This is a genomic window from Sphingopyxis sp. YF1 (assembly GCF_022701295.1).
Taxonomy (GTDB): Bacteria; Pseudomonadota; Alphaproteobacteria; order Sphingomonadales; family Sphingomonadaceae; genus Sphingopyxis.
In genome coordinates this window covers 3429713-3452601 of the sequence record NZ_CP033204.1, presented here as the reverse complement: position 1 = coordinate 3452601, position 22889 = coordinate 3429713, and the positions used below count along the sequence as shown (strand labels likewise).

At 66.7% G+C, this 22889-nt stretch carries 21 protein-coding genes; 8 read left to right on the top strand and 13 right to left on the bottom strand.

All coding sequences use genetic code 11. The features are described from left to right. Window positions 1-4: 4 nt before the first annotated feature. Genes hppD through EAO27_RS16725 form a run of 3 tightly spaced genes read left to right on the top strand, consistent with a single transcriptional unit; the run spans window position 5 to window position 2030 of the window. On the top strand, window positions 5-1102 hold the full coding sequence (gene hppD, locus EAO27_RS16735) for a 4-hydroxyphenylpyruvate dioxygenase (RefSeq protein WP_242771920.1): 1098 nt from the start codon (window positions 5-7) through the stop codon (window positions 1100-1102). Further along, the gene (locus EAO27_RS16730) at window positions 1102-1488 is read left to right on the top strand and encodes a DUF1801 domain-containing protein (protein WP_242771917.1); all 387 of its coding nucleotides are present in this window, start codon (window positions 1102-1104) and stop codon (window positions 1486-1488) included. Before hppD ends, EAO27_RS16730 begins: the two co-directional genes overlap by 1 nt. Next, entirely contained in the window at window positions 1485-2030 is a 546-nt protein-coding gene (locus EAO27_RS16725) for a VOC family protein (protein ID WP_242771914.1), read from the top strand. The genes EAO27_RS16730 and EAO27_RS16725 overlap by 4 nt, the downstream gene beginning before the upstream one ends. An 81-nt stretch (window positions 2031-2111) precedes the next feature. On the opposite strand, the gene purH is transcribed toward EAO27_RS16725, so the two are convergent. From purH to EAO27_RS16690, 7 genes are all read right to left on the bottom strand, one after another. After that, complete coding sequence (gene purH, locus EAO27_RS16720) at window positions 2112-3704, bottom strand: bifunctional phosphoribosylaminoimidazolecarboxamide formyltransferase/IMP cyclohydrolase (protein WP_242771911.1); 1593 nt, start codon at window positions 3702-3704, stop codon at window positions 2112-2114. Window positions 3705-3787: 83 nt separating this feature from the next. Beyond that, window positions 3788-4807 carry a phytase gene (locus EAO27_RS16715; protein WP_242771908.1) on the bottom strand — a complete coding sequence of 340 codons (1020 nt, stop codon included), beginning with the start codon at window positions 4805-4807 and terminating at the stop codon, window positions 3788-3790. 1 nt (window position 4808) lies between these two features. Then, window positions 4809-6257: a metallophosphoesterase family protein gene (locus EAO27_RS16710; RefSeq protein ID WP_242771905.1), complete on the bottom strand. Its 1449-nt coding sequence runs from the start codon at window positions 6255-6257 to the stop codon at window positions 4809-4811. A 26-nt stretch (window positions 6258-6283) separates the two neighbouring features. Then, window positions 6284-9076: a TonB-dependent receptor gene (locus tag EAO27_RS16705; RefSeq protein WP_242771902.1), complete on the bottom strand. Its 2793-nt coding sequence runs from the start codon at window positions 9074-9076 to the stop codon at window positions 6284-6286. Window positions 9077-9276: 200 nt separating this feature from the next. Next, window positions 9277-11040 (bottom strand): heparinase II/III family protein, encoded by a 1764-nt coding sequence (locus EAO27_RS16700; RefSeq protein ID WP_242771899.1) that lies wholly within the window; start codon window positions 11038-11040, stop codon window positions 9277-9279. A gap of 18 nt (window positions 11041-11058) precedes the next feature. Then, window positions 11059-11724 carry a ribulose-phosphate 3-epimerase gene (gene rpe, locus EAO27_RS16695; RefSeq protein WP_242771897.1) on the bottom strand — a complete coding sequence of 222 codons (666 nt, stop codon included), beginning with the start codon at window positions 11722-11724 and terminating at the stop codon, window positions 11059-11061. An 85-nt stretch (window positions 11725-11809) separates the two neighbouring features. Next, window positions 11810-12361 (bottom strand): hypothetical protein, encoded by a 552-nt coding sequence (locus EAO27_RS16690; protein WP_242771894.1) that lies wholly within the window; start codon window positions 12359-12361, stop codon window positions 11810-11812. A 190-nt stretch (window positions 12362-12551) separates the two neighbouring features. Here EAO27_RS16690 and EAO27_RS16685 point away from each other — a divergent pair, with 190 nt between their 5' ends. After that, complete coding sequence (locus tag EAO27_RS16685) at window positions 12552-13688, top strand: beta-ketoacyl-ACP synthase III (protein WP_242771892.1); 1137 nt, start codon at window positions 12552-12554, stop codon at window positions 13686-13688. Window positions 13689-13751: 63 nt separating this feature from the next. Here the strand turns inward: EAO27_RS16685 and EAO27_RS16680 are convergent, their stop codons facing one another. The 5 genes from EAO27_RS16680 to hisB form a co-directional block, all read right to left on the bottom strand. After that, the gene (locus EAO27_RS16680) at window positions 13752-14834 is read right to left on the bottom strand and encodes an ionic transporter y4hA (protein WP_242771890.1); all 1083 of its coding nucleotides are present in this window, start codon (window positions 14832-14834) and stop codon (window positions 13752-13754) included. 73 nt (window positions 14835-14907) lie between these two features. Beyond that, window positions 14908-15687 (bottom strand): imidazole glycerol phosphate synthase subunit HisF, encoded by a 780-nt coding sequence (hisF, locus tag EAO27_RS16675; RefSeq protein WP_242771887.1) that lies wholly within the window; start codon window positions 15685-15687, stop codon window positions 14908-14910. Window positions 15688-15784: 97 nt separating this feature from the next. Beyond that, entirely contained in the window at window positions 15785-16531 is a 747-nt protein-coding gene (hisA, locus tag EAO27_RS16670; RefSeq protein WP_242771884.1) for a 1-(5-phosphoribosyl)-5-[(5-phosphoribosylamino)methylideneamino]imidazole-4-carboxamide isomerase, read from the bottom strand. Then, window positions 16519-17127: an imidazole glycerol phosphate synthase subunit HisH gene (gene hisH / locus EAO27_RS16665; protein WP_242771881.1), complete on the bottom strand. Its 609-nt coding sequence runs from the start codon at window positions 17125-17127 to the stop codon at window positions 16519-16521. Before hisH ends, hisA begins: the two co-directional genes overlap by 13 nt. 10 nt (window positions 17128-17137) lie before the next feature. Next, window positions 17138-17725 carry an imidazoleglycerol-phosphate dehydratase HisB gene (gene hisB, locus EAO27_RS16660; RefSeq protein ID WP_242771878.1) on the bottom strand — a complete coding sequence of 196 codons (588 nt, stop codon included), beginning with the start codon at window positions 17723-17725 and terminating at the stop codon, window positions 17138-17140. An 86-nt stretch (window positions 17726-17811) separates the two neighbouring features. Between hisB and EAO27_RS16655 the strand changes: the two genes are divergently transcribed. Genes EAO27_RS16655 through EAO27_RS16640 form a run of 4 tightly spaced genes read left to right on the top strand, consistent with a single transcriptional unit; the run spans window position 17812 to window position 20413 of the window. After that, the gene (locus tag EAO27_RS16655; protein ID WP_242771875.1) at window positions 17812-18291 is read left to right on the top strand and encodes a ClpXP protease specificity-enhancing factor SspB; all 480 of its coding nucleotides are present in this window, start codon (window positions 17812-17814) and stop codon (window positions 18289-18291) included. A 4-nt stretch (window positions 18292-18295) separates the two neighbouring features. Next, window positions 18296-18610: a hypothetical protein gene (locus EAO27_RS16650; RefSeq protein WP_242771872.1), complete on the top strand. Its 315-nt coding sequence runs from the start codon at window positions 18296-18298 to the stop codon at window positions 18608-18610. Further along, the gene (gene fumC, locus EAO27_RS16645; RefSeq protein ID WP_242771869.1) at window positions 18607-20022 is read left to right on the top strand and encodes a class II fumarate hydratase; all 1416 of its coding nucleotides are present in this window, start codon (window positions 18607-18609) and stop codon (window positions 20020-20022) included. The genes EAO27_RS16650 and fumC overlap by 4 nt, the downstream gene beginning before the upstream one ends. Before the next feature lie 22 nt (window positions 20023-20044). Beyond that, a complete protein-coding gene (locus tag EAO27_RS16640; protein ID WP_242771866.1) occupies window positions 20045-20413 on the top strand; it encodes a hypothetical protein in 369 nt (122 codons plus the stop codon). Window positions 20414-20437: 24 nt separating this feature from the next. Here EAO27_RS16640 and EAO27_RS16635 read toward each other — a convergent pair whose 3' ends face one another. Beyond that, window positions 20438-22858, bottom strand: a complete 2421-nt coding sequence (locus tag EAO27_RS16635; protein WP_242771863.1) for a TonB-dependent receptor — start codon at window positions 22856-22858, stop codon at window positions 20438-20440. Window positions 22859-22889 lie beyond the last annotated feature (31 nt).

Genomic DNA, 22889 nt, shown 5'->3' with positions numbered 1-22889 from the left:
CGCCATGGCCGATCTGTTCGAAAACCCGCTGGGCCTCGATGGCTTCGAGTTCGTCGAATTTTCGGCGCCCGAAAAGGGCATGCTCGAACCGGTGTTCGAACGGATGGGTTTCACCCGCATCGCGCGTCATCGGTCGAAGGATGTGCAATTGTGGCGTCAGGGCGGGATCAACCTGATCGCCAATTACGAACCCAAATCGCCCGCGGCCTATTTCGCCGCCGAGCACGGCCCGTCGGCGTGCGGAATGGGCTGGCGCGTGCGCGATGCGGCGCAGGCCTATGCCGAAGCGATCGAACGCGGCGCCGAACCCGTCGAGGTGAGGACCGGGCCGATGGAATTGCGGCTCCCTGCGATCCGCGGCATCGGCGGCTCGATCATCTATCTGATCGACCGGTATGATGGGAAGAATGGGGGCGACGACCTCAGCATCTACGACATCGACTTCGTCTATGAGGAAGGCGTTGATCGCCATCCGGTCGGCGCGGGCATGCAGCTGATCGATCACCTGACGCACAATGTCTATGGCGGCCGCATGGCGCATTGGGCGGCTTTCTACGAGCGCATCGCGGGTTTCCGCGAAATCCGCTATTTCGACATCAAGGGCGAATATACCGGCCTCACCTCGAAGGCGATGACCGCCCCCGACGGCAAGATCCGCATCCCGCTCAACGAGGAAGGCGCGGGCGGCAAGGGCCAGATCGAGGAATATCTGCGCGCCTATAATGGCGAGGGCATCCAGCATATCGCCTTTGCCTGCGACGACCTCTACGCCGCGTGGGACAAGCTGAAAGCGCTCGGCAATCCCTTCGCGCCGTCGCCGCCCGACACCTATTACGAGATGCTGGGCGAACGCCTGCCCGGCCATGGCGAGTCGGTCGAGGGCCTGCAGTCGCGCGGCATCCTGCTCGACGGATCGACCGAGGACGGCGACCCGCGCCTGCTGCTCCAGATCTTCGGCCAGACGGTGATCGGCCCGGTCTTCTTCGAATTCATCCAGCGCAAGAAGGACGAGGGCTTCGGTGAAGGCAATTTCACCGCGCTGTTCAAGTCGATGGAAATGGACCAGATCCGCCGCGGGGCACTCGAGGTCGAAAAGGCCTGATGCCGACGAAATTTGCCACCGTCGAAGCCTATCGCCGGGCGCTGACCGATGATCAGCTGATCGTCGTCGACACATTACGTGCGCTCGCGGCCGCGTCGGCCGATGGGGTGACCGAACATATCAAGTGGAACGCGCCGAGCTTCTGCATCGATGGCGACGACCGCATCACGCTTGGCCTGAGCCCGAAGGGGGCGCCGCGCGTGGTGCTGCATCGCGGCGTGCAGTCAAAGGACATGTCGGGCTTCGTCTTCGACGATCCTGCCGGTCTCGTCGAGTGGCAGGCGATCGATCGCGGTGTGATGAGCTTTGCGTCGATCGAGGATCTGACGCACAGGAAGAATGCGGTTGGCGACATCTTCGCCCGCTGGATGGAGGCAACGCAATGACCAGCCCGATCAAATTGGGCGGCGTTCACCACGCCGCCTATCGCTGCAAGGATGCGAAGGAGACGGTCAACTGGTACGAGCGCATGCTCGGCATGACCTATACGACCGCCTTTGCGGAGGATCATGTGCCGTCGACGGGCGAATATGACCCGTATATGCACGTCTTCCTCGATGCGGGGAACGGCAACATCCTCGCTTTCTTCGAACTGCCGAACCAGCCCGAAATGGGCCGCGACACCAATACGCCGGCATGGGTGCAGCATCTGGCGTTCAGGGTCGGCAGCTATGCCGAGCTGGTCGCCGCGAAGGCGCATCTCGAAAGCGAAGGCGTCGACGTGCTCGGGCCGACGCATCACGGCATCTTCAAGTCGATCTATTTCTTCGACCCCAACGGCCACCGCGTCGAGCTGGCGTGCGATATCGGCACCGCCGAACAATATGCCGAATTGCGCCGTGTCGCGCCGCTGATGCTCGACGAATGGAGCCAGACGAAAAAGGCGCCGCGCCACGCCGACTGGCTGCACACGATGGCGAACGAGTAGGTTTCTGTACCCCGGCGAAAGCCGGGGGCCACGAATTCAACGCCGCCATGGGCCCCGGCTTTCGCCGGGATGCACACCCTGTCAATGCCGGAAGTGGCGCATCCCGGTGAACACCATCGCGAGCCCGGCCTCGTTGGCGGCCGCGATCACTTCGTCGTCGCGGATCGAGCCGCCCGGCTGAATGACGCAGGTCGCGCCCGCCTCGACCGCGGCGAGCAGGCCGTCGGCGAAGGGGAAGAAGGCGTCGCTCGCGACCGCGCTTCCTACGGTGCGCGGGCTTGCCCAGCCATGCGATTCAGCGGCCTCGCGCGCCTTCACTGCGGCGATGCGCGCGCTGTCGCGGCGGTTCATCTGCCCCGCGCCGATGCCCGCGGTCGATCCGCCCTTGGCATAGACGATCGCGTTCGACTTCACATGCTTGGCGATTGTCCAGGCGAACAGCGCGTCGGTCAGCTCTTCCTCGGTCGGGGCGCGGTCGGTGACGATTTTCAGGTCGTCGCGGGTGATGTGGCCATTGTCGCGGCTTTGCGCGAGCCAGCCGCCGGCGATCGTCTTCATCATCAGCCCGCCGCGCGCCGGATCGGGCAGCGCGCCGGTCAGCAGCAGGCGGAGGTTCTTCTTCTTCGCGAACACCGCGCGCGCGTCGGCGTCGGCGTCGGGGGCGCAGACGACCTCGGTGAAAATGCCGCTGATCAATTCCGCCGTCGCGCCGTCGAGCGGGCGGTTGACCGCGATGATGCCGCCGAACGCCGAGACGTCGTCGCACTTCAGCGCTGCGTCATAGGCTTCGGCGATCGTCGCGGCGGTTGCGACGCCGCAGGGGTTGGCGTGCTTGACGATGACGCAGGTCGGGTCGGCGTCGCGGAATTCGGCGACCAGTTCGAGCGCCGCGTCGGCGTCGTTGATGTTGTTGTAGCTGAGTTCCTTGCCCTGCACCTGCTCGGCCTGCGCGATGCCGCGCGCGGCGGGGCCGGCGGGCAGATAGAGCGCGGCCTTCTGGTGCGGGTTCTCGCCATAGCGCAGTTCGGCCTGGAGCTTGGCGGTCAGCGGCAGCGTGTCGGGGAAAAGCTTGCCCTGGTCCGCGAAGGCAAACCAGCTGGCGATCATCCCGTCATAGGTGGCGGTGTGCGCGAAGGCGGTCGCGGCGAGCCGCTTGCGCAATCCCAGCGTGGTCGCGCCGCCATTGGCATCCATCTCGGCGATGACCGCGGCATAGTCCTCGGGTTCGGTGACGATGCCGACGAAAGCGTGGTTCTTCGCCGACGAGCGCACCATTGCGGGGCCGCCGATGTCGATATTCTCGATGATCTCGTCGCGCGCAGCGCCCTTGGCGACGGTCGCTGCAAAGGGGTAGAGGTTGACGACGACAAGGTCGATCGCGCCGATGCCATGCGCTTCCATCGCGGCGACGTGCGCCGCATCGTCGCGCACCGCGAGGATGCCGCCATGGACGGTCGGATGCAGCGTCTTGACGCGGCCGTCCATCATCTCGGGAAAGCCGGTGAGATCGGCGACGTCGAGGACCTTGTGACCGGCCTCGCGCAGCGCCTTCGCGGTGCCCCCGGTCGACACCAGTTCGACGCCGTGGCGGACCAGCGCGGCGGCAAGATCGGCGAGCCCCGCCTTGTCGCTGACGGACAGCAGGGCGCGGCGGACGGGGACGAGATCGGTCATGGGAAAGGCGGCCTTTGCAGGATGGGAAAGACGCGGTCCCCCTAGGCCCGCGCCGTCCGTATCGCAACCCCGCGGGGCGGTTTTTAGATTCCCAGCGCCGCGGCGATCTGGTCCCAGCGCACCAGTTTGAAATTCTGGGCCTTGGGCGCGTTGTCGCCGTCCTGCGCCAGGAACAGCCCGTCGGGATAGGCGGGCCCGAAATGGCCGGCTACCGCCTCGATCCCGTCGGTCTCGCTCGTCGCGCCGAACTGGCCTGCGGCCACGGCGAAGCGGCCGACATAATCCATCGAGGGCAGCTTGAAGACCGCATAGGCGTTGTCGCCCTGCGACGAGGCGAGCAGGTAGCGGTGGCCCTTGTGGTCGATCGTGGCGAGGCCCTCGACATCGGCGACGAGACGCTGGTTGTCGATCGGGGCGACCATCGCTGCATCGGCGGCGGCGCCCTTTTGCGTGAGGCGCCAGATCCCGGCGTCCTCCTCGCCGACATAGAGCGTGTCGCCGTCGAAGACGCAGCCTTCGGACTGGGTCGGGATCTTGTGCTCCCACTGCACCGTGAAGCTCGGCGCGGCGCCGTCGACGGCCAGCGTGCCGACGCGTACGGTGCCGTCCTTGATGATCAGCGCCGCGGTCATAGGTTCGCCGGGCGCCGTTTTCTTGAGGCAGAAGCCATAGGCTTCGCCCGTTCCCGCGGCGGCGCGGCCGAGCGGCGCCAGCGTCGCGGTGGCGGGATCGAGGCGGAAGAGCGCGATATGCGCGTTGACGCCGTCGTTGCGGTCGCTCGCCGCGACGATATTGCCCGCGACATCGACATTGTTGACCAGCCCGCCCTCGATGAAGGCGATGTCCTTGCCGGCGAGGTCATAGAGGTGGATGCCCGCCTTCTTGTCGGTCGCGATGATCAGCGCGCGGTTCGGATTGGCGGGATCGACCCAGATTGCGGGATCGTCGGCGGCGTCGGCGCGCCCGGTGCCCACGGGATCGGTCTCGCCGGTCGCGGTGACCGGGACCGGGGGCAGGCCGAAGAAGACGGGTTCCTTCGCGCCGCAGCCGGCGAGCGCCGATGCGAGCGAAAGCGTGGCGGCGAGTTTCAAGATTCTGGTCATGTCATTTCCCCGATGCGACGCAGGCACCGCCGTCGGGCCCGACTTCGCCCGAACAGCGGCGCGTGGCGAGCACCGGTTCGGCGATTTCGGACAGACGATTGCCCCGCTCGGTGCGCGTCAGGTCGAAGCCGTCGTAGAGCTTGCCCGACGCGGTATAGGTGCGGAATTTGAGCGTCTTCGGCTCGACGTCGACGATCTGGTACAGCTCGGTCGCTTCGGCGACCTTGTCGGGCTGCCAGGGGGTGCGCTCGTTGAGGCGGTACATCTTCGATCCGGTGACCGAGACGAGATAGACCGGCCCCTGGATCGTGCCGTCGGCGCGCGCCCTGGCATTGGCGTCGCGGCCGGCTTCGCCGGTCAGCCGGCTGTAGCAATGGTCGTGCCCCTGCAGCACAAGGTCGACCTTGCGCGTCTCGAACACCGGTTTCCACGCCGCCTTGATCGCGGCGGTGTCGTTCGGGCGCGCGCAGGTGAAGACCGGTTGGTGGAACAGCACGACGTTCCAGTTCGCCTTCGACGCGGCGAGCGTCGCGTCGAGCCAGTCGGTCTGCGCCTGCATCGAGCCGAGGTCGATCGCGGCGGTGCCGTCGAGGACGATGAAGCGCACGCCTTGATAGTCGACAAAATAGGTCGTCGCCTCGACCGGCTTCACGCCATTTCCGGGCAATGCGAACTGCGCCCGCCAATAGGGGCCGAGCTTGCGGCTTTCGGTGCCGTCGGGTTTGATGTCGTCGACATATTCATGGTTGCCGGTCGCCGGCAGCTGCGGGACGATGGAATAATTATAGCCGCCCGCCTGGTTCCACTCGCCCCATTCGTCGTCATGGTCGAGGTCATCGCGCTGGCCGACGAGGTCGCCGGCGTGGACGGTGAGGGCGATGCCGCCATGGGCGTGGAACGCCTGCCGGATCACCCGGCTCGCATAGGTCAAAATGCCGTTCTGGATGTCGCCGAGATAGAGGAAACGAAAGGGCTTTGCCACGGCGGCGGCGGTACGGAACTGGAACCATTCGCTCCAGCCCGCCGCGCCCTTCACCCGGTAGCTGTAGGCGGTGTCGGGGGTCAGTCCCGCGAAGCGGATCTGGTGATAGAGCGCGGGGCCATAGCTGCTGTCGACGGGCATCGAAATGCCGGTGACGAGCGTCGCCTTTTCCTCGAGCGTGGGCCCGTCGACCGACACCGCGATCTGGGCCTGGGACTCGGCCTGCGCGGTGTCGGTGCGAAAGGCGACCGCCATCTCGCGCGCCGGGTCGGCCCCGGGCGTGAGGATGATGCGGTCGGCAAGGTTTTTGGGGGCATAGGGCAGGCCCGCCGAACGGGGGATGGGCCGGCCATCCTCCGTCTGCGTCACGATGGGAAAGCCGGTCGTCGCCGGTTCTGCCGCCGCGGGCGTCGCGGCCAGCGTCGTCGCCGCGAACAGCGACAGCGCGAGGGTGCGGCTGTGCCGCATCACACCCTTCCTGTGTCCCGTCGCCATCAGAAGCTGGCCGCAACGCCGAACTTCGCGGTCCAGCTGTACTTTTCATATTGCAGGATGCGCTTCGCGCCGGCGAAGTTCTGATAGGCGAAATAGGGGGCGTCGGTGACGTTGATCCATTCGGCGAACAGGCGGATGTCCCTGGTGACGCGGAACTTGGCCGACAGGTCGAGCTGGAAATGCTGGTCGACATAGCGGTCCTCGTCGGCCGCCCCGCCCAGTTCGTCGAGATATTTGTCGCGGTACGTGCCCGCGGCACGCAGCGAGATCGGGCCCTTTTCATATCCCAGCGCGACGTTGAAGGTGTGCTTCGACGAGGCGGGCAGGCCGATGCGGCGCGGGTCGTTCGGGTCGCCCTTGACGAACACCGTGCCCTTTGCATCGGTGAAGGTATAGTTGGCGTTGAGCAGCAGCCCGTCGAGCGGCGCGGGCAGGAAGGTGAAGCGCTGTGCAAAGCTCAGCTCGATCCCCTTGACCTTCGCGGTCTCGCCGTTGGCGAAGGTCGTGGCCTTCGAATATTCGATGCCGAGGATTTCGCCCGGCGTGCCGTCGGTGACCTCGACGATGAAATCGTCGATCGACTTCCAGAACACTCCTGCGGTCAGCGCCGAATTGTTGCCGAAATAATATTCGGCTGACGCGTCGATGTTCCAGGCCCGATAGGGTTTCAGGTTCGGGTTGCCGAACTCGGCTTCCAGTTCCTCGTTCAGGACGACGCGCGGTGCGAGGTTCGACAGCTTGGGGCGCACCAGATTCTTGTAGCCCGCGAGGCGCAGGACGAGGTTCGGGGCCGGCTCGGCGCGGATGGTCAGGCTGGGCAGCCAGTCGGTGTAGCTGCGCGTCGACCGGTTCGGGGTGATAGCCAGCGTATCCTCGTTGATCGCGAAGGCGCGGATGTCGTTGTGGGTGCGCTCGAAACGGACGCCGCCGATGATGCGCAGCGCGGCGTTGTCGTATCGGCCGAGTACATAGCCCGCGAGCACATCCTCATCGATCGCATAGTCCGACGAGGTCGAATTGATGACCGTGTCGTCCTCGTTGAGCTCGAAGGCGCCGGGGTTGCCGTAGTAGACGAGGCTCGGCGCATGCTTGTCGGGGAGCGGTCCGAGGTCCTGGATGCGGTAATTGTAGCCGCGGCTCAGGACGTTGCCGAGGTTGTAGGTGCCGTCGAACTTGTCATAGACGAGCGCGTCGAGGTCGTAGGACTTCGAGCGCCAGCGCGACTTGACTCCGCCCTGCAGCGTGAAGGTGCCGTCGTTCATCGCGAACTCGCGCGATATGTCGCCGCGCGCGGTCCATTCGCGGTCCTTCGAATCCGACAGGTCGGTGATTTCGAGCTCGTTGAAGGTATAGCTGGCGGTGTTGTTGAACAATGCGGTGTTGCCGGTGACCGCGAACAGCGGGCGCCGCGGATCCGAATAGTCGAAATTGACCCCGACCTCGTTCGCGCCGGTGCCTGCGAAGCGCGCACGGAAGCGCGTCGGGTCGACCGAACCGTCTTCCTTCTCGCTCGCCTTCGAATAGCTGCCCGAATAGGTCAGCTTCCACGGGCCGGTTTCGGTTTCGCCGCCGACGACGAGCGAGGCGATCTTCTGCTTTTCGAAACGGTCCTTCATGCGGCGGCGCACTTCGATGCGGCCGTCGGCGCTCGAGAATTCGGCGCTGGTCTCGGTCGATTCGCGCGGATCGCCGCTCATGATGAAGATCACGTCGCCGCGATATTCCTGGTCGGAAAACTGGCTGTAGAGGCCGCGCGCATAAAGCTTGGTGGTGTCGCTGGGGCGCCAGTCGAGGCTGAGCGAACCGCCGAGGCGTTTGCGCTCGACGTCATAGTCGCGATACTGGACTTCGCGGGCGAAGGCGTTGCCGTCCTGCTCGTCCCAGTCCGCCGCCTCGATATTGTCGGTTTCGAACTTGCGCTGATAATAGCTGACGCCGCCCGCGATGCCGAAATTGTCGGTGACGCGGGTCGAGAAATCGAAGCTGCCCTTCGGGGTCAGCGCATCGGCATAATTATTGTAGCTGCCCTCAAGCTTGACCGAGAGCAGGTCCTTCTTGCGGTCGAAGGCGCTGGTGGTGTTGATCTCGATCGACGCGCCGATCGTGTCGCCGTCCATGTCGGGGGTCAGCGACTTCTTGACCTCGATCGATTCGATCAGCTCGGCGGCGACGACGTCGAGCGCGACCGAACGGACGTCGCTTTCGGGCGCGGGCAGGCGCGCGCCGTTGATCGACGCGGCGTTGAGTTCGGGGTCGAGACCGCGGACCGAGATGAAGCGACCTTCGCCCTGGTCGTTGAGGATGTTCACGCCGGGCAGGCGGCGCAGCGATTCGGCGACATTCTGGTCGGGAAACTGGCCGATCGCGTCGCGCGTCAGCACGCTTTCGACGCCGTCGGCAGCGCGCTGGCGCGACAGGCTGCTCGACAGGTTCGCGGCCTGGCCGATGACGAGGATCGACCCGTCGGTGCCGACCGAGAGGTTGGCGACGACATTGCCGCCGTCGGTCACGGTCACGCTCTGGGTGACCGGCGCGGCGCCGATATAGCGCGCCTTGAGCGTGTAGGTGCCGGCGGGCACGTCGGCGAAGCGGTAGCTGCCGTCGCGACCGGCCTCGGCGACGCGGCCGAGCTCGACGATGCGGACCTCGGTGCCCTGCAGCGCGCGGGTGTCGGTGGCATCGGTGATGGTGCCGATGATGTCGGAGGCGAGCGCCGCCCCCGGGAAGGTCGCGGCGAGCGACAGGCCGGTGCCGATCAGGACGCGCGAACGAATGGTACGAAGCTTGGACATGAAGACCCCCGAAGAGTGGACAGGTCGCCGGGTCCTGTTGGCTCCCGGCGAGTCGAGGGGCCAGTGGCAGGGGTCTGTGACCGCTGTGTTACGCGAGTGTCACACGACTGAAACAGAAAGCGGGCGCCGCCGGGCAAGGGGGCGGGATTGCGCCGCACCGCGCTATCGGGAAAATTTGCCTTCGCGAGGCGGGGCCTCCGTCAGCCGATATGCTTGAAGATCCAGCCGATGCTGGCGCCGCCCGCGGGCGCATTGCCGGTGACGACGAGTTGCTCGCAGGGATGCGGCCGGCCGTCGCCGTCGACCCACAGGCTCTCCTCGATATCGAGCTGGCCTTCGCTGGTGCGGAATTGCCACAGCGGGCCGCCGCTCACGCGCAGCAGCGCGCCCAATTTGTCGGCGGTCAGGCTCGCCGACAAACTGGGGCCGAGATGGAAACGCAGCACGAACGGTTTGTCGCCCTTGCGCCGGCTGCGCGGGGCGGGGAGCAGCATGTCCTCGCCGCGCAGTTCGCGGCCGTTGGGGGCGAGGATCAGCAGGCGGCGATGGATCAGTCCGTGGCGGCGCGCATAGCCGTCGTGGCTCATCTCGAGCCGGCTGCCCTGCGGCGTCTCGCGGCGGTCGAGTTCGACCTCGGTCACGCCCTTGCCGAGCGCGCCGCTCGCGAGGATTGCGGTCGAATTGGTGTCGGCCAGCGTCAAGGTCGAATGCGCGGCGGTGGTGCGTAGCCCGCGCGCGAGATCCTCGGGGATCGTCGCGCCGGCGAGCGCGGCGCCGCCGCAATTGACGACGATCCGGTCGGCACCGTCGCTGAGTTCGAAGGCGAGCGTCGACGCGCAGCCGGCCTCGGTCACGCGCGCGATCGGCGGCGGCGCGGCGTCGGCGAGCAGCACGACCTTGCCCGCGACGAGTCGCTGATAACCCCAGTCGCGCGCCTGCTTGAGCGGGCGCGTGCGCACCCCGCTCGCGGTCACGATCGCCTCGATATGCTCGGCTGCGGTCGCGCCGCTGCCCTGCCAGCTGCCCATGCCGCCGTCGGCGTGCGTCAGGCCGAGCAGCGCCGGAACCGCGCGCGTCAGCACTTCCTGGACGAAGGGCGGCACTTCCATCCGGCGCATGTCATAGACGCGCGCGAGCATCGACAGCGCCATGATCGCGTCGAGCTGTGCCTGCGGCGATCGCGCGATATTGCCCCCGTCGGCGTAGAAGCTCGTCTCGAGCACCTTGCGCAGCCCCGCTTCGCCGAACACCTGCCGCGGTTCGCCGCCGGGCATCAGCAGCGACGCGGCGACGATGCCCGTCCACGCGACAAGCTGGCCGATGCCCGGCCGCGTCTTGTCGGCGACGCGGTCGAGGTGGCGCGCGGTGCGCGCGAGATGGTTGAGCACCGCCGACCGGTAGATGAGGTCGCTCGACGACAGGATCAGGGGGGCGTGAAAGGCCCAGTAGAGGATGCGCCAGCCGCTGTTGTCGGCGCGCCACGCGGGTTCGCTGACGGTCTCGCCGTGCGCCGCGAGCCAGCCGCGCACCATCGCTTCGGCGATCGGCGCGCCGTCGGCGCGGCTGCCGGTCGCGGCAAGGTCGCGCAGCCAGGCGAAGCTGTGAAGATAGTCGGCAAAGGCCGGCGCGACCTTGAGCGCGGCGAAATCGCATTCGCCGAGCGGCAGCTTGAGCCCGCGATGGAGGAAATGGCCGGCGCGGATCGCGGTGCCCGCGCGCGTGTCGCCGGGCACCGGATCGGCCGGTACGCCGAGCAGCTTGAGCGGGAAGCGGCCCTTGAGGCGAAAGGCGTGCAGCGGCGTGCGCCACGTCAGGCGGGTGATCTGGTTGGCGATGCGGTCGCCCAGCGACAGGCCCTTGTCGGCGGGCAGCCGGATCAGCCGTTTGCCGGGTTCGATGCTGTCGTCGATCGGCGGCGCGTCGGCGCCCGCGTCGGGAGTCGGACTTCCGGGGACAGAGGTCAACGGTCTCCCCTTCACCACTCAGGCGCCGCGCAACCGCCGGATATTGTCGGCATAGGCGTCGGGGCCGCCCTTGAAGGTCGCGGTTCCCGCGACGAGCACGTCGGCGCCCGCCGCGATCGCGAGCGGCGCGGTGGCGGCGTCGATGCCGCCGTCGACCTCGATCCGGATGTCGCGGCCGGACTTGTCGATCATCTTGCGCACCGCCTCGATCTTGCGGAGCTGGCTCGAAATGAAGCTCTGGCCGCCGAAGCCGGGGTTGACGCTCATGATCAGCACTAGGTCGATGTCGTCGATCAGATAGTCGAGCATCTTTGCCGGGGTCGCGGGGTTGAGCGAGACGCCCGCCTGCTTGCCCAGCGACTTGATGTGCTGGACGGTGCGGTGGATGTGCGGGCCGGCCTCGGGATGCACGGTGATGATGTCGGCGCCCGCGGCGGCGAAGGCGTCGAGGAAATGGTCGACGGGGCTGATCATCAGATGGACGTCGAAGGGCAGCGTCGAATGCGGGCGCAGCGCCTTCACCACCATCGGGCCGATCGTCAGGTTCGGCACATAGTGGCCGTCCATCACGTCGATATGCACCCAGTCGGCGCCCGCTGCCTCGATCGCGCGCACTTCCTCGCCAAGCCGTGCGAAGTCGGCGCTGAGGATCGAGGGGGCGATGCGGACGGGGGGTGTGGTCATGGCCATCGGCCTTAACCATCTCCCCCCCCATGGGCAAGCGGGCGGACGGTCCGGACGGTGGAAAAGCGCCGCCGGATCGCGGCGTTCAGTTCGCGGGTTTCGTCTCGTCGATCTTGTCGACCCATTGCGGATAGAAGCTGGGTTCGCGCGCCGACCAGCCGGGTGCCGTCGCCGCCGCCTCGCTGATCGACTGCAGCAGGGTCCGGCGCTTGTCGGGGTGGAGGTGCGGCAGCGACGCCGCGGCGCAAAAGGCGCCGGGCAACCACGGCCGCGCATGCGCGCCGAGCAGCCGCTCATAGAGAAAGCGATAGGGCGCAAAGGCGGGAAGCCGGTCCTGTCCAAGGTCGAAGGCCGACACCGCGATCAGCGGCGCCATGAAATGTTCGAGCGCGTCGAGACCGCTGTCGTCGGGGATATGCGCCCGAATGTCGACGAGCCGCTGATAGACGCGCGCCTGGACGCGGATCGCGGTTTCCTCGACCATGTCGCGCGACCAGCGTGCGATCGCATCGTCGCGTTCCAGCCCGATATCGAGCGAGCGGCGGATGTAGCGCTGCGTCGCGGCGGGGAAACCCGCGAATTCCTTGATTTCCGATATCGAGAGGTCGCCCGCTGCCGGTCCCGAACGCGTCGCCATGGTCATGCTCCCGCACGGCGCCCGGGGAGCCATCCCCCCGGAGGCCTGCATCTGCCAGTCTGCCACCAAAAGGGTTAGTGATAGGTTAACCATGGCGTCGGCGTGCGTTCAGCCATCCAAGGGCGTTGCGCGGCGTCGCGGGCGGGCCTAATCAACGGGGCTTCGAAAACAGGACACCCGCAGGACCACCATGTCGCACGCACCGCAGCCGGTGATTTCCGCAACCGGCCTCTTCACCCCCGCCGAATGCATCTCCAACGAAGAACTTGTCGCCAGTTTTAACGCCTATGTTGCGCTGCACAACAGGGAAAATGCCGCGGCGATCGCGGCGGGTGAAGTCGCCGAACTCACCGAATCGAGCGTCGAATTCATCGAAAAGGCGAGCGGCATCGGGTCGCGTTTCGTCGTCGATAAGGCGGGTATCCTCGACCCCGGACATATGGCGCCGCGGCTGCCCGATCGCGGCAACGACGAACTCTCGGTCCTCGCCGAAATCGGCGTGCTCGCCGCAAGGGACGCGCTTGCGCGCGCCGGTCGCGACGCGCGCGACGTCGATGCCGTGCTGTGCGCGGCGTCGAACATGCAGCGCCCCTATCCCGCGATGGCGGTCGAGATCCAGGACGCGCTGGGCATCGACGGGTTCGGCTTCGACATGAATGTCGCCTGCTCGTCGGCGACCTTCGGCATCCAGACCGCCGCCGACTATATCCGCGCGGGCCATGCGGGGAGCGTGATCGTCGTGAACCCCGAAATCTGTTCGGGGCATTTGAACTGGCGCGACCGCGACAGCCATTTCATCTTCGGCGATGTCGCGACCGCGATCCTCGTCGAGGACAAGGCTATCGCTCCCGCGGGGCATTGGGACATCCTCGGGACCAGGCTCAAGACGCAGTTTAGCAACAATATCCGCAACAATTTCGGCTTTTTGAATCGCGGCCATGGCGGGATCGACCAGTCAGGGCCGAAGAGCGACAAGCTCTTCGTCCAGGAAGGCCGCAAGGTGTTCAAGGAAGTCGTGCCGTGGGTCGCGAACCTGATCGTCGAGCAGATGGAGGTTCTGGGGCTCGAAGGCGCCGACATGCGCCGGCTGTGGCTCCACCAGGCGAACACCAACATGAACCGGCTGATCGCGCAGCGCGTGCTGGGGCATGAGGCGAGCGCGGACGAAAGCCCGACGGTGCTCGACACCTATGGCAACACGTCGAGCGCGGGGTCGATCATCGCCTTCCACCTCCACCACGAAGACATGGTCGCTGGCGACACCGGGCTGATCTGTTCGTTCGGCGCGGGGTATAGCGCGGGAACCGTGTTCGTCCGCAAGACCTGAGGCGCCAATTCTGCTTCGTCATGCTGAAACAGGTTCAGCATGACGAAATGACAGATGGCCCTTCTACGGCACGAACGTCGTGAACAGATAGACCGCGAACAGCATCAGGTGGATCACCCCCTGCAGCACCGTCGTGCGGCCGTTGGCCAGCGTCTGCGATGCGACGATCAGCGACAGGAACAGCAGCACCGTCGACTTGGCGTCGAGCCCGAGGCTGATCGGCAGGTCGGTCAGGATCGACAGGATCGCGACCGCCGGAATCGTCAGGCCGATCGTTGCGAGCGCCGACCCCAGCGCCAGATTGAGGCTGGTCTGGAGGCGGTCGGACTTTGCGGCGCGTACCGCCGCCAGGCCTTCGGGCGCGAGGATCAGCGCCGCGATCAGGACGCCGAGCACCGCGGGCGGCGCCCCCCAGTCGGCGAGCAAGGCACCGATGGTGGGTGAGAGCGCCTTGGCGAGCAGCACCACCCCGAACAGGCAGGCGACGAGCAGCCCCAGCGAAATCCACATGCGCGACGCGCTGGGCGGGGCGGCGTGCGCATCGGGTTCGTCCTGCGCCTCGCCCTCGGGCAGGAAATAGTCGCGATGCCGCACCGTCTGGACGAGCGCGAAGGTCGCGTAGAGGATCAGCGAGACCGCCGCGACGAAGCCCAGCTGCGTTTCCGAATAAAAGGGCCCCGGAATGCTCGAGGTGAAATTGGGCAGCACCAGCGTGACGATCGTCAGGACGGTCAGCGTCGCCAGCGCTGCGCCGATCCCGGTGCGCTGGAACCGCTGTTCATGATGCCGGATCGCGCCGCTGAGCAGGCAGAGGCCCATCAGCAGGTTGAGGATCACCATCACCGCCGCAAACACCGTGTCGCGTGCGAGCGACTGCGCCTTTTCGGGTTCGGCCTGCATCAGCGTCAGGATCAGCCCGACCTCGATCACCGTCACGGCGAGCGCGAGGATCAGCGTCCCGAACGGTTCGCCGACGCGGTGCGCGATGACCTCTGCATGGTGGACCGCCGCGACGACGGCGCCGGCGAGGATGAAGGCGACGAGCCAGGCGTTGAGCGGCATCGCGAGGCTGGCGAAGGCCGCGAGAAAGGCGAGGATGGGAAAGAGATCGTTCGTCCGATCGGCGAGGCGCAATGTGCTTTTCATGCGCCTTTATTGCAGCCGTGTTTTTCGATGCCTACCCTGCAATCAAAAAAACGCTGTGCCCAAATCGAAAAAATCAGTGCGCGCGAACCGGCAGTCCCGCCGCGGCGAGCTGCGCGTGCGCCTCGGCGATCGTCGCTTCGCCGAAGTGAAAGATGCTGGCGGCGAGCACCGCGCTCGCGCCGCCCTCGATCACCCCGGCGACCAGATGGTCGAGGGTGCCGACCCCGCCGCTCGCGATCACGGGTACGCTGACCGCATCGGCGATCGCCCGGGTGAGGGTCAGGTCGTAGCCGTCGCGCGTGCCGTCGCGGTCCATGCTGGTGACGAGCAATTCGCCCGCGCCGAGCGCTGCCAGCCGCACCGCATGCTCCACCGCATCGACCCCGGTCGGTTTGCGTCCGCCGTGGGTGAAGATTTCCCAGCGGCCCCCCCCATTTTCGTCATCCTCGACGCGCCGCGCGTCGATGCTGCCCACCGCGCACTGGCTGCCGAAGCGGTCGGCGATGTCGGCGACGAGTTCGGGGCGCGCCACCGCTGCGCTGTTCACCGCGACCTTGTCGGCGCCCGCGAGCAGCAGCGCGCGCGCATCGTCGGCGCTGCGTACCCCGCCGCCGACGGTGAGCGGCATGAAGCAGACCTCGGCGGTACGGCGTACCATGTCGAGCAGGGTGCCGCGTCCCTGATGCGTCGCCGAAATGTCGAGGAAGCAGAGTTCGTCGGCGCCCGCGGCGTCGTAGGCGCGCGCCGCCTCGACCGGGTCGCCCGCGTCGCGCAGGTCGACGAAATTGACGCCCTTGACGACGCGCCCGTCGGCGACGTCGAGACAGGGGATGACGCGCACGCGGACGGTCATTGCATCTGCACCCCGGCGAAAGCCGGGATCCATGAACGGAAGCGCAAGGTGGCTCTGGGCCCCGGCTTTCGCCGGGGTACAGGATCGGTGGCGTTTCTCATCCGCGCCCCACCGCGATTGCTTCGGCGAGGTCGAGCCGGCCGTCGTAGAGCGCCCGGCCAGTGATCACGCCTTCGATGCCGTCGGCGACGTGCGGGCGCAGCGCGTGGATGTCGCCGATGTCGGCGACCCCGCCGCTCGCGATCACCGGAATGTCGACCGCCTTGGCCAGCGCCACCGTCGCCTCGACGTTGCAGCCCTTGAGCAGCCCGTCGCGGCCGACGTCGGTGAACAGCAGCGCCGCCACCCCGGCATCCTCGAAGCGGCGCGCGAGCTCTTCGACGCGGACGTCGGAGACATCGGCCCAGCCCTCGGTCGCCACCATGCCGTCGCGGGCATCGACCCCGACGACGATCCGGCCGGGCAGGTCGCGGGCGGCCGATTTGACGAATTCGGGATCCTTCAGCGCCGCGGTGCCGATAATCACGCGGTCGACGCCCAGCGCCAGCCAGCGGTCGACGCCCGCGCGGTCGCGGATGCCGCCGCCGACCTGAACCTTGCCCGGAAAGGCCGCGACGATGCTTTCGACCGCGCCGCCATTGACGCTGGCGCCCGCAAAGGCGCCGTCGAGGTCGACTACGTGGAGATGGCTAGCGCCGGCCGCGGCGAAAAGCCGCGCCTGCGCTGCCGGATCGTCGCCATAGATCGTCGCGCGGTCCATGTCGCCCTCGGCGAGCCGTACCACCTGCCCGCCCTTGAGGTCGATCGCGGGAAAGATGGTCAGGCCGGAAACTACGGGCGCCATGCAAGGAATCTTTCGAGTGTGGCGAGGCCATAGGCCTGGCTCTTTTCGGGGTGATATTGGACGCCGACGATATTGTCCTTCGCGACCGCGGCGTTGAAGGGCCCGCCATGCTCGCTCGTCGCGGCGACGTCGGTCGCATCGGCGAAATGATAGCTATGGAGATAATAGGCTTCGCCCGCGGCGATCACCGGATGCGCAAAGCATGGCACGACATCGTTCCAGCCCATGTGCGGAACGCGCAGCCCGGGTCGCGGCGCGAACGCCCGCACGGTTCCGCCGATCCAGCCGAGCCCCCTATGCGTGCCATGTTCCTCGCCCGCATCGGCGAGCAATTGCATGCCGACGCAGATGCCGAGGAAGGGCGCGCCTTCGCCTCGCACGCGCTGTTCCATCGCCTCGACCAGCCCGTCGATCGCGGAAAGTCCGTTCATGCATGCGGCAAAAGCCCCGACTCCGGGAAGCACGATCCGGTCGGCCCTTGCGACGGCGTCGGGGTCGGCGGTGACGACGACATTGTCCGCGCCCGCCGCGACGAGCGCGTTGTGCACCGAGCGAAGATTGCCCGCGCCATAGTCGATCAGGGCGATGACGCTCATCGAAAAGTCCCTAGAGGACACCCTTGGTCGAGGGGATGGTATCGCCCTTGCGCGGGTCGATATCGACCGCCTGGCGCAGCGCGCGCGCGAGCGCCTTGTAGCTCGATTCGGCGATATGGTGGTTGTTCTCGCCGTAAAGCGTCTCGAGGTGCAGCGTGATCCCCGCGGTCTGCGAAAAGCTCTGGAACCAGTGCGAAAAGAGCTCGGTGTCCATTTCGCCGAGCCGCGGCTGCGAAAAGCCCGATTTCCACACGCAGTGCGGACGCCCCGAAATGTCGAGGATGCAGCGCGTCAGCGTTTCGTCCATCGGCGCGTGCGCCTCGCCGTAGCGCGCGATGCCGCGCTTGTCGCCGAGCGCTTTCGCCACCGCCTCGCCCAGCGCCAGCGCCGAATCCTCGACGGTGTGGTGCTGGTCGATGTGAAGGTCGCCCTTCACGGTCATCGAAATGTCGATCAACGAATGGCGTGACAGTTGCTCGACCATATGATCGAGAAAGCCGATGCCGGTCGATACCGAATAATCGCCGCTGCCGTCGAGATTGACGGTGATCGCGATATCCGTTTCCTTGGTCGTGCGCTGGACGGTGGCGGTTCGCATGGCCGACGCCATAGAGCCTATTTTTCGCGGCGCAAGGCGACTCTGCCCCTTGACCGGTGCGCGCGCGCCGTTCATCCCCCTCGCCCATGAGTGACGATGTCCGCGACAGCCTGATTCCCTATGACGAGATCGTGCAGGACGCCCTGCGCGCCGTGGTCGGCCGTGTGCTGAGCCAGATCGAGGGCTATGACAGCCTGCCGGGCGAGCATCATTTCTACATCACCTTCAAGACGCAGGCGCCGGGGGTTTCGATCCCGGCGCATCTGGTCGCCAAATTCCCCGACGAAATGACGATCGTGCTGCAGAACCGCTTCTGGGACCTCAGCGTCGCCGACGATCATTTCAGCGTCGGCCTGTCGTTCAACCAGACGCCCTCGATGCTGACGATCCCCTATGCGGCGATCACCGCCTTCGTCGATCCTTCGGTCGATTTCGGGCTCCAGTTCCAGGTCAGCGACGACGGCAGCGCTCCCGAACCGCATGACGAAGCCGACAACGACCGACCCGACGTGGCGAGCGACGACGGGTCGAACGTCGTCACCGTGGATTTCGGCAAGAAGCGATAGCGCGATGGGCGGCCCCTCCTGGCCCCCCAGCCGTTTCTGGCAATATTGGGCCCTCGCCGGGATGGTCGTGCTTACCGCCGCCTTCTGGTGGGGCGTCGAGGGCTATGCGCGATTCGAAAGCGGTGCGATCCGCAGCGCGATCGCCGACGGCCTGCTGCGCTTCAGCCTGCTGGTCCTGACCCCGGCGCTGGTTGCGGTCTGGGTCGCGGCCGCCTGGTTCCGGCGGCGCGTCGGCGACGGCGGCTATTGGCAGTTGCTCGGCCTCGTCGCGATGATCTGGGCCGGGGCGGTGCTGGTGACGAGGATATTGGCGGGATGAGCGGCACGCGGATCGAAAGCGACAGCATCGGCGAGATCGCGGTCCCCGCCGAGGCCTATTGGGGCGCACAGACCGAGCGCAGCCGGCAATATTTCGCTTTCCCGCCGCACGAGCGGATGCCGCTGCCGATCGTTCACGCACTCGCACGCGTCAAGGGCGCCGCGGCGCGGGTGAACCGGAGCCACGGCCTCGACGCGGGCCTTGCCGATGCGATCGTCGCCGCGGCAGATGCCGTCGTCGCGGGCGGCTATGACGATCAGTTTCCGCTCGCCATCTGGCAGACGGGGAGCGGCACCCAGTCGAACATGAACGCCAACGAGGTGATCGCCGGGATCGCGAACGAGGCGCTGACCGGCAGGCGCGGCGGCAAGGCGCCGGTTCATCCCAACGACCATGTGAACATGGGGCAGTCGTCGAACGACAGTTTCCCGACCGCGATCCATGTCGCGATCGCGGTGGAGGCGACCGTCCGCCTGCTCCCCGCGCTCGCCGGACTGACCGACGCGCTCGCCGCCAAGGCCGAGGCGTGGGACGACATCGTCAAGATCGGCCGGACCCATTTGCAGGATGCGACGCCGCTGACGCTCGGGCAGGAGTTTTCGGCCTATGTCGCGCAGCTGGTTGCGTGCCGTGCGCGGATCGAAGGCGCGCTGGCGCACAATATCGCCAAGCTCGCGCAAGGCGGCACCGCGGTCGGTACCGGGCTCAACGCGCCCGCCGGCTTCGACCGCGCGATGGCCGACGAGCTATCGCGCAGCACCGGCATCGCGTTCGAGCCCGCGCGCAACAAGTTCGAGGCGCTGGCGTCGAACGACGGACTCGTCTTCTTCTCGGGGGCGCTGGGCACGCTCGCGGTCGCTTTGACCAAGATCGCCAACGACATCCGCCTGCTCGGTTCGGGGCCGCGCGCGGGGCTGGGCGAGCTCGACCTGCCGGCCAACGAGCCGGGCAGCTCGATCATGCCGGGCAAGGTCAACCCGACGCAGTGCGAGATGCTGACGATGGTCGCCGGTCAGGTGATCGGCAACCATCAGGCGGTGATCGTCGGGGGGATGCAGGGACATCTCGAACTCAACGTCTTCAAGCCGCTGATCGGATCGAACGTGCTGCGCTCGATCGAATTGCTGGCGATCGGCATGACGGGGTTCACCGAACATTGCGTGCGCGGGCTCGAGCCCAACCGCGGCCGCATCGACGAGCTGATGCAGCGCTCGCTGATGCTCGTCACCGCGCTCGCGCCGGTGATCGGCTATGACAAGGCCGCGAAGATCGCCAAGCATGCGCACGAGACCGGTTCGACACTGCGCGCGGCCGCGCTCGACCTCGGCTATGTCGATGCCGCGACCTTCGACCGCGTCGTCGATCCGCGTACGATGCTGGGACCGGAACCGAACCGCTCCATCGCGGATTGAGGGGGAGGAAGGAGACATGGGCATGATCGGTCGAATCGTCGGCGGCCTTCTCGGCGGCGCCATCGGACAGAAAAAGGGCAACCATCCCGTCGCGGGCGCGGTGATCGGCGCAGGCACGTTGTTCGCCGCACGCCGCCTGTTTCCGCAGCGCTATGCCGTTCTCGCCGCCACCGTCGCGGCGGGCTATCTCACCAAGAAATGGGCCGAACGCGCCGAAGCACGGCGGGCGGCCGAGGAAGCGCATGCCGTCGATGCGGCGCTGGGCCATGCCGGCGTGGTCGATCCCTATGCCGGCACCGCCGGCCTGCCGACCGACGGTGAAAGCATGGGCGACGCCTTACCCCCCGCCATTCCCCTCGACGAGGCAGGCAAGCGGCCGGCGATCCACTAGGGACCGACGGCCGCATCCCGGCGGTCAATAGCGCCAGGTCACCGACGCGCCATAGGTGCGCGGGTCACCCGGGGTATAGGAGGTCAGCCCGAACGGCGTGTTCTCCAGCGACAGCAGCCGCGTGAAATATTTTTCCTTGGTGATGTTGCGCGCATAGAGTGCGAACTCGAGGCTGGGGTTGTCGAGTTCGAAGGCGATGCGCGCGTTGAAGATGCCATAGCTCGGAATCCGCGACGTATCCTGCAGCGCGCGGTTGCCGGCGGCGACCTGTTCGGGCGTCAGCCCGGTGCGCGCCGCGGCGGCGAGTTGCATCGGCGCCGCATATTGTTCCGATCGCCACCCGTAATCGGCGCGCAGGCGCAGCGTGCCCGCACCGGCGAATTCATGCTCGTAATCCGCCGTGACGCCGTACGAATATTTGGGCGAATAGGGGAATTCGGCATCGCGCCAGTCGGTGTTGTCGAGGATGTTGATGAAGCGCCGGTAGCTCGCGTCGGTCAGGCCGAAATTGGCGCCGAGCGTGAGCCCGTCGACCGGGATCACGGTCAGTTCGGCCTCGAGCCCGCGGATGCGCGCCTTGGCGGCGTTGGCGACGCCCGAAATCAGGCGCGTGCCGGCGACGCCGATCAGGTTGCGCTGCACATTGTCGACGTCCGAATTGAACGCGGCCAGATTGAGGCGCATGCGGCGGTCGAGCAGGTCGACTTTCGCACCGATCTCATAGTCGGTTACCTCTTCGGGGGCGAAGCTGACCGGCGGATTGCCGCCGGCGACCGCGCGGGTGTTGAAGCCGCCCGAGCGCTGCGACCGGCTCGTCTTCGCATAGAAGAAGAGGTTGTTCGACGCCTGCCAGTCGGCGCTGACCAGATAGGACCAGTAGTTGTAGGTCCGGTTGAAGGTCGCGCGGAACGGGTCGCTCGTGTCGCCATCGAGGAAGTCGGGGATCGACGAGGTGACGGCGTTGGTGAAGAAGTTGAGATCGCGGTTGCGCGACACCAGCCGGCGCTTGTCCTCGGTGTAGCGCAGGCCGCCGGTCAGGCGAACGCCATCGACCACCTCGACGATGATCTGGCCGAAACCGGCAAGGCTCTGGTTGCGCACCGTGCCGTCGGCGATGCCGATGCTCGCGCTCAGCGGGAACAGGCTGCCCGACCGCGAGCGGTCGGTGCCGTTCTCGACGAAATAGAAGCCGCCGAGAATATACTGGAACCGATCGACCGCGCCCGAGAGCTGGAGTTCCTGGCTGAACTGATCCTGTTTGATGCGGTTGCCGAAGAAGGGCGCGAGGCCGCCGGTGAACAGATAGGGCGTGCCGTCATTGTCGCTCAGCGCGTCGAGCGTGACGCCGCGCCACGCGGTCGTGCTCTTGAGCACCGCGGCGTCGGAGAATTCATATTCCAGAATGCCCGATGCGCCATGGGTGCGCGATTTTCCGTATCCGGGGGTGTTCTGATACACTGCATAGATATTGTCGTTGCCGTTCTGGCCGTAGACATAGTCCTGAAGCGGCCCGCGCGCGACGGCGGGACAGAAGGGTTGCAGCGCATTGAGCGCGGGGACCGGCGCCGTGCCGTTGCACAGGCCGACGAGCAGTTGCTGCGGCGACGTCGCGTTGCCGAGCGTGACCGATTTCAGGCCGACGAGTTCGCCCTGGTTGCGAAAATCGGTGAAATCGGCCGACAGCAGCGCCTTGAAGCGCGAACCCGGCGGCTCGAGCTTGAAGCTCACGCGGAAATAATCCGAATTGGCGTCGCCCAGTTCGCGGTCGAGCGCGACATTGCGGCCGTAGCCGTCGTGCTGGCGATGCTGATAGGCGACGCGCGCCGCCAGCGCATCGCCGAGCGGGACGTTGACCATGCCGCGCACCAGCAGCGTGTCGTAATTGCCGTAATCGATGCGGGCCATCGCGTCGAAGCCGCGCGTCGAGGGCTCGTTGGCGATGATGTTGACGGCGCCGCCGGTCGTGTTGCGCCCGAACAGCGTCCCCTGCGGGCCGCGCAGTACCTCGACGCGCTGGACGTCGACCATGTCGAAGGCGCCGCCCGTCGAGCGCGCCGAATAGACGCCGTTGAGATAGACGCCGACCGCCTGGTCGATCGCGATCAGGCCGTCGGACGAACCTTGTCCGCGGATGAACACCGTCGCCGATCCGGGCTGTGCCACCGCGCTCGAAAAATTGAGGTTCGGCGTCGTCGTCTGCAACTGCGAGATATTGACCACCGACTGCTTGTCGAGCGTGTCTCCGGTGTAGGCGCTGACCGCGACGGGAACCGTCTGGAGGCTTTCCTCGGTCTTGCGCGCGACGACGACGATTTCCTGGATGCCGCCGCCGCTGCTTTCGGCTGCCTCGTCCGCCGCCGGCGCGTCCTGTGCAAAGGCCGGGAGCGCCACGCCGCTCGCCAATATCGTTGCCGCGACCAGCGGGGCACGCACGAAGCTTTTCATCTGCGATCCTCTCATGTCATTTGTGCGGCCC

Coding starts and splice junctions, on each gene's coding strand:
- hppD (WP_242771920.1), top strand. CDS start 5: ATGGCCGATCTGTTCGAAAACCCGCTGGGCCTCGATGGCTTCGAGTTC.
- EAO27_RS16730 (WP_242771917.1), top strand. CDS start 1,102: ATGCCGACGAAATTTGCCACCGTCGAAGCCTATCGCCGGGCGCTGACC.
- EAO27_RS16725 (WP_242771914.1), top strand. CDS start 1,485: ATGACCAGCCCGATCAAATTGGGCGGCGTTCACCACGCCGCCTATCGC.
- purH (WP_242771911.1), bottom strand. CDS start 3,704: ATGACCGATCTCGTCCCCGTCCGCCGCGCCCTGCTGTCCGTCAGCGAC.
- EAO27_RS16715 (WP_242771908.1), bottom strand. CDS start 4,807: ATGACCAGAATCTTGAAACTCGCCGCCACGCTTTCGCTCGCATCGGCG.
- EAO27_RS16710 (WP_242771905.1), bottom strand. CDS start 6,257: ATGCGGCACAGCCGCACCCTCGCGCTGTCGCTGTTCGCGGCGACGACG.
- EAO27_RS16705 (WP_242771902.1), bottom strand. CDS start 9,076: ATGTCCAAGCTTCGTACCATTCGTTCGCGCGTCCTGATCGGCACCGGC.
- rpe (WP_242771897.1), bottom strand. CDS start 11,724: ATGACCACACCCCCCGTCCGCATCGCCCCCTCGATCCTCAGCGCCGAC.
- EAO27_RS16690 (WP_242771894.1), bottom strand. CDS start 12,361: ATGGCGACGCGTTCGGGACCGGCAGCGGGCGACCTCTCGATATCGGAA.
- EAO27_RS16685 (WP_242771892.1), top strand. CDS start 12,552: ATGTCGCACGCACCGCAGCCGGTGATTTCCGCAACCGGCCTCTTCACC.
- EAO27_RS16680 (WP_242771890.1), bottom strand. CDS start 14,834: ATGAAAAGCACATTGCGCCTCGCCGATCGGACGAACGATCTCTTTCCC.
- hisF (WP_242771887.1), bottom strand. CDS start 15,687: ATGACCGTCCGCGTGCGCGTCATCCCCTGTCTCGACGTCGCCGACGGG.
- hisA (WP_242771884.1), bottom strand. CDS start 16,531: ATGGCGCCCGTAGTTTCCGGCCTGACCATCTTTCCCGCGATCGACCTC.
- hisH (WP_242771881.1), bottom strand. CDS start 17,127: ATGAGCGTCATCGCCCTGATCGACTATGGCGCGGGCAATCTTCGCTCG.
- hisB (WP_242771878.1), bottom strand. CDS start 17,725: ATGCGAACCGCCACCGTCCAGCGCACGACCAAGGAAACGGATATCGCG.
- EAO27_RS16655 (WP_242771875.1), top strand. CDS start 17,812: ATGAGTGACGATGTCCGCGACAGCCTGATTCCCTATGACGAGATCGTG.
- EAO27_RS16650 (WP_242771872.1), top strand. CDS start 18,296: ATGGGCGGCCCCTCCTGGCCCCCCAGCCGTTTCTGGCAATATTGGGCC.
- fumC (WP_242771869.1), top strand. CDS start 18,607: ATGAGCGGCACGCGGATCGAAAGCGACAGCATCGGCGAGATCGCGGTC.
- EAO27_RS16640 (WP_242771866.1), top strand. CDS start 20,045: ATGATCGGTCGAATCGTCGGCGGCCTTCTCGGCGGCGCCATCGGACAG.
- EAO27_RS16635 (WP_242771863.1), bottom strand. CDS start 22,858: ATGAAAAGCTTCGTGCGTGCCCCGCTGGTCGCGGCAACGATATTGGCG.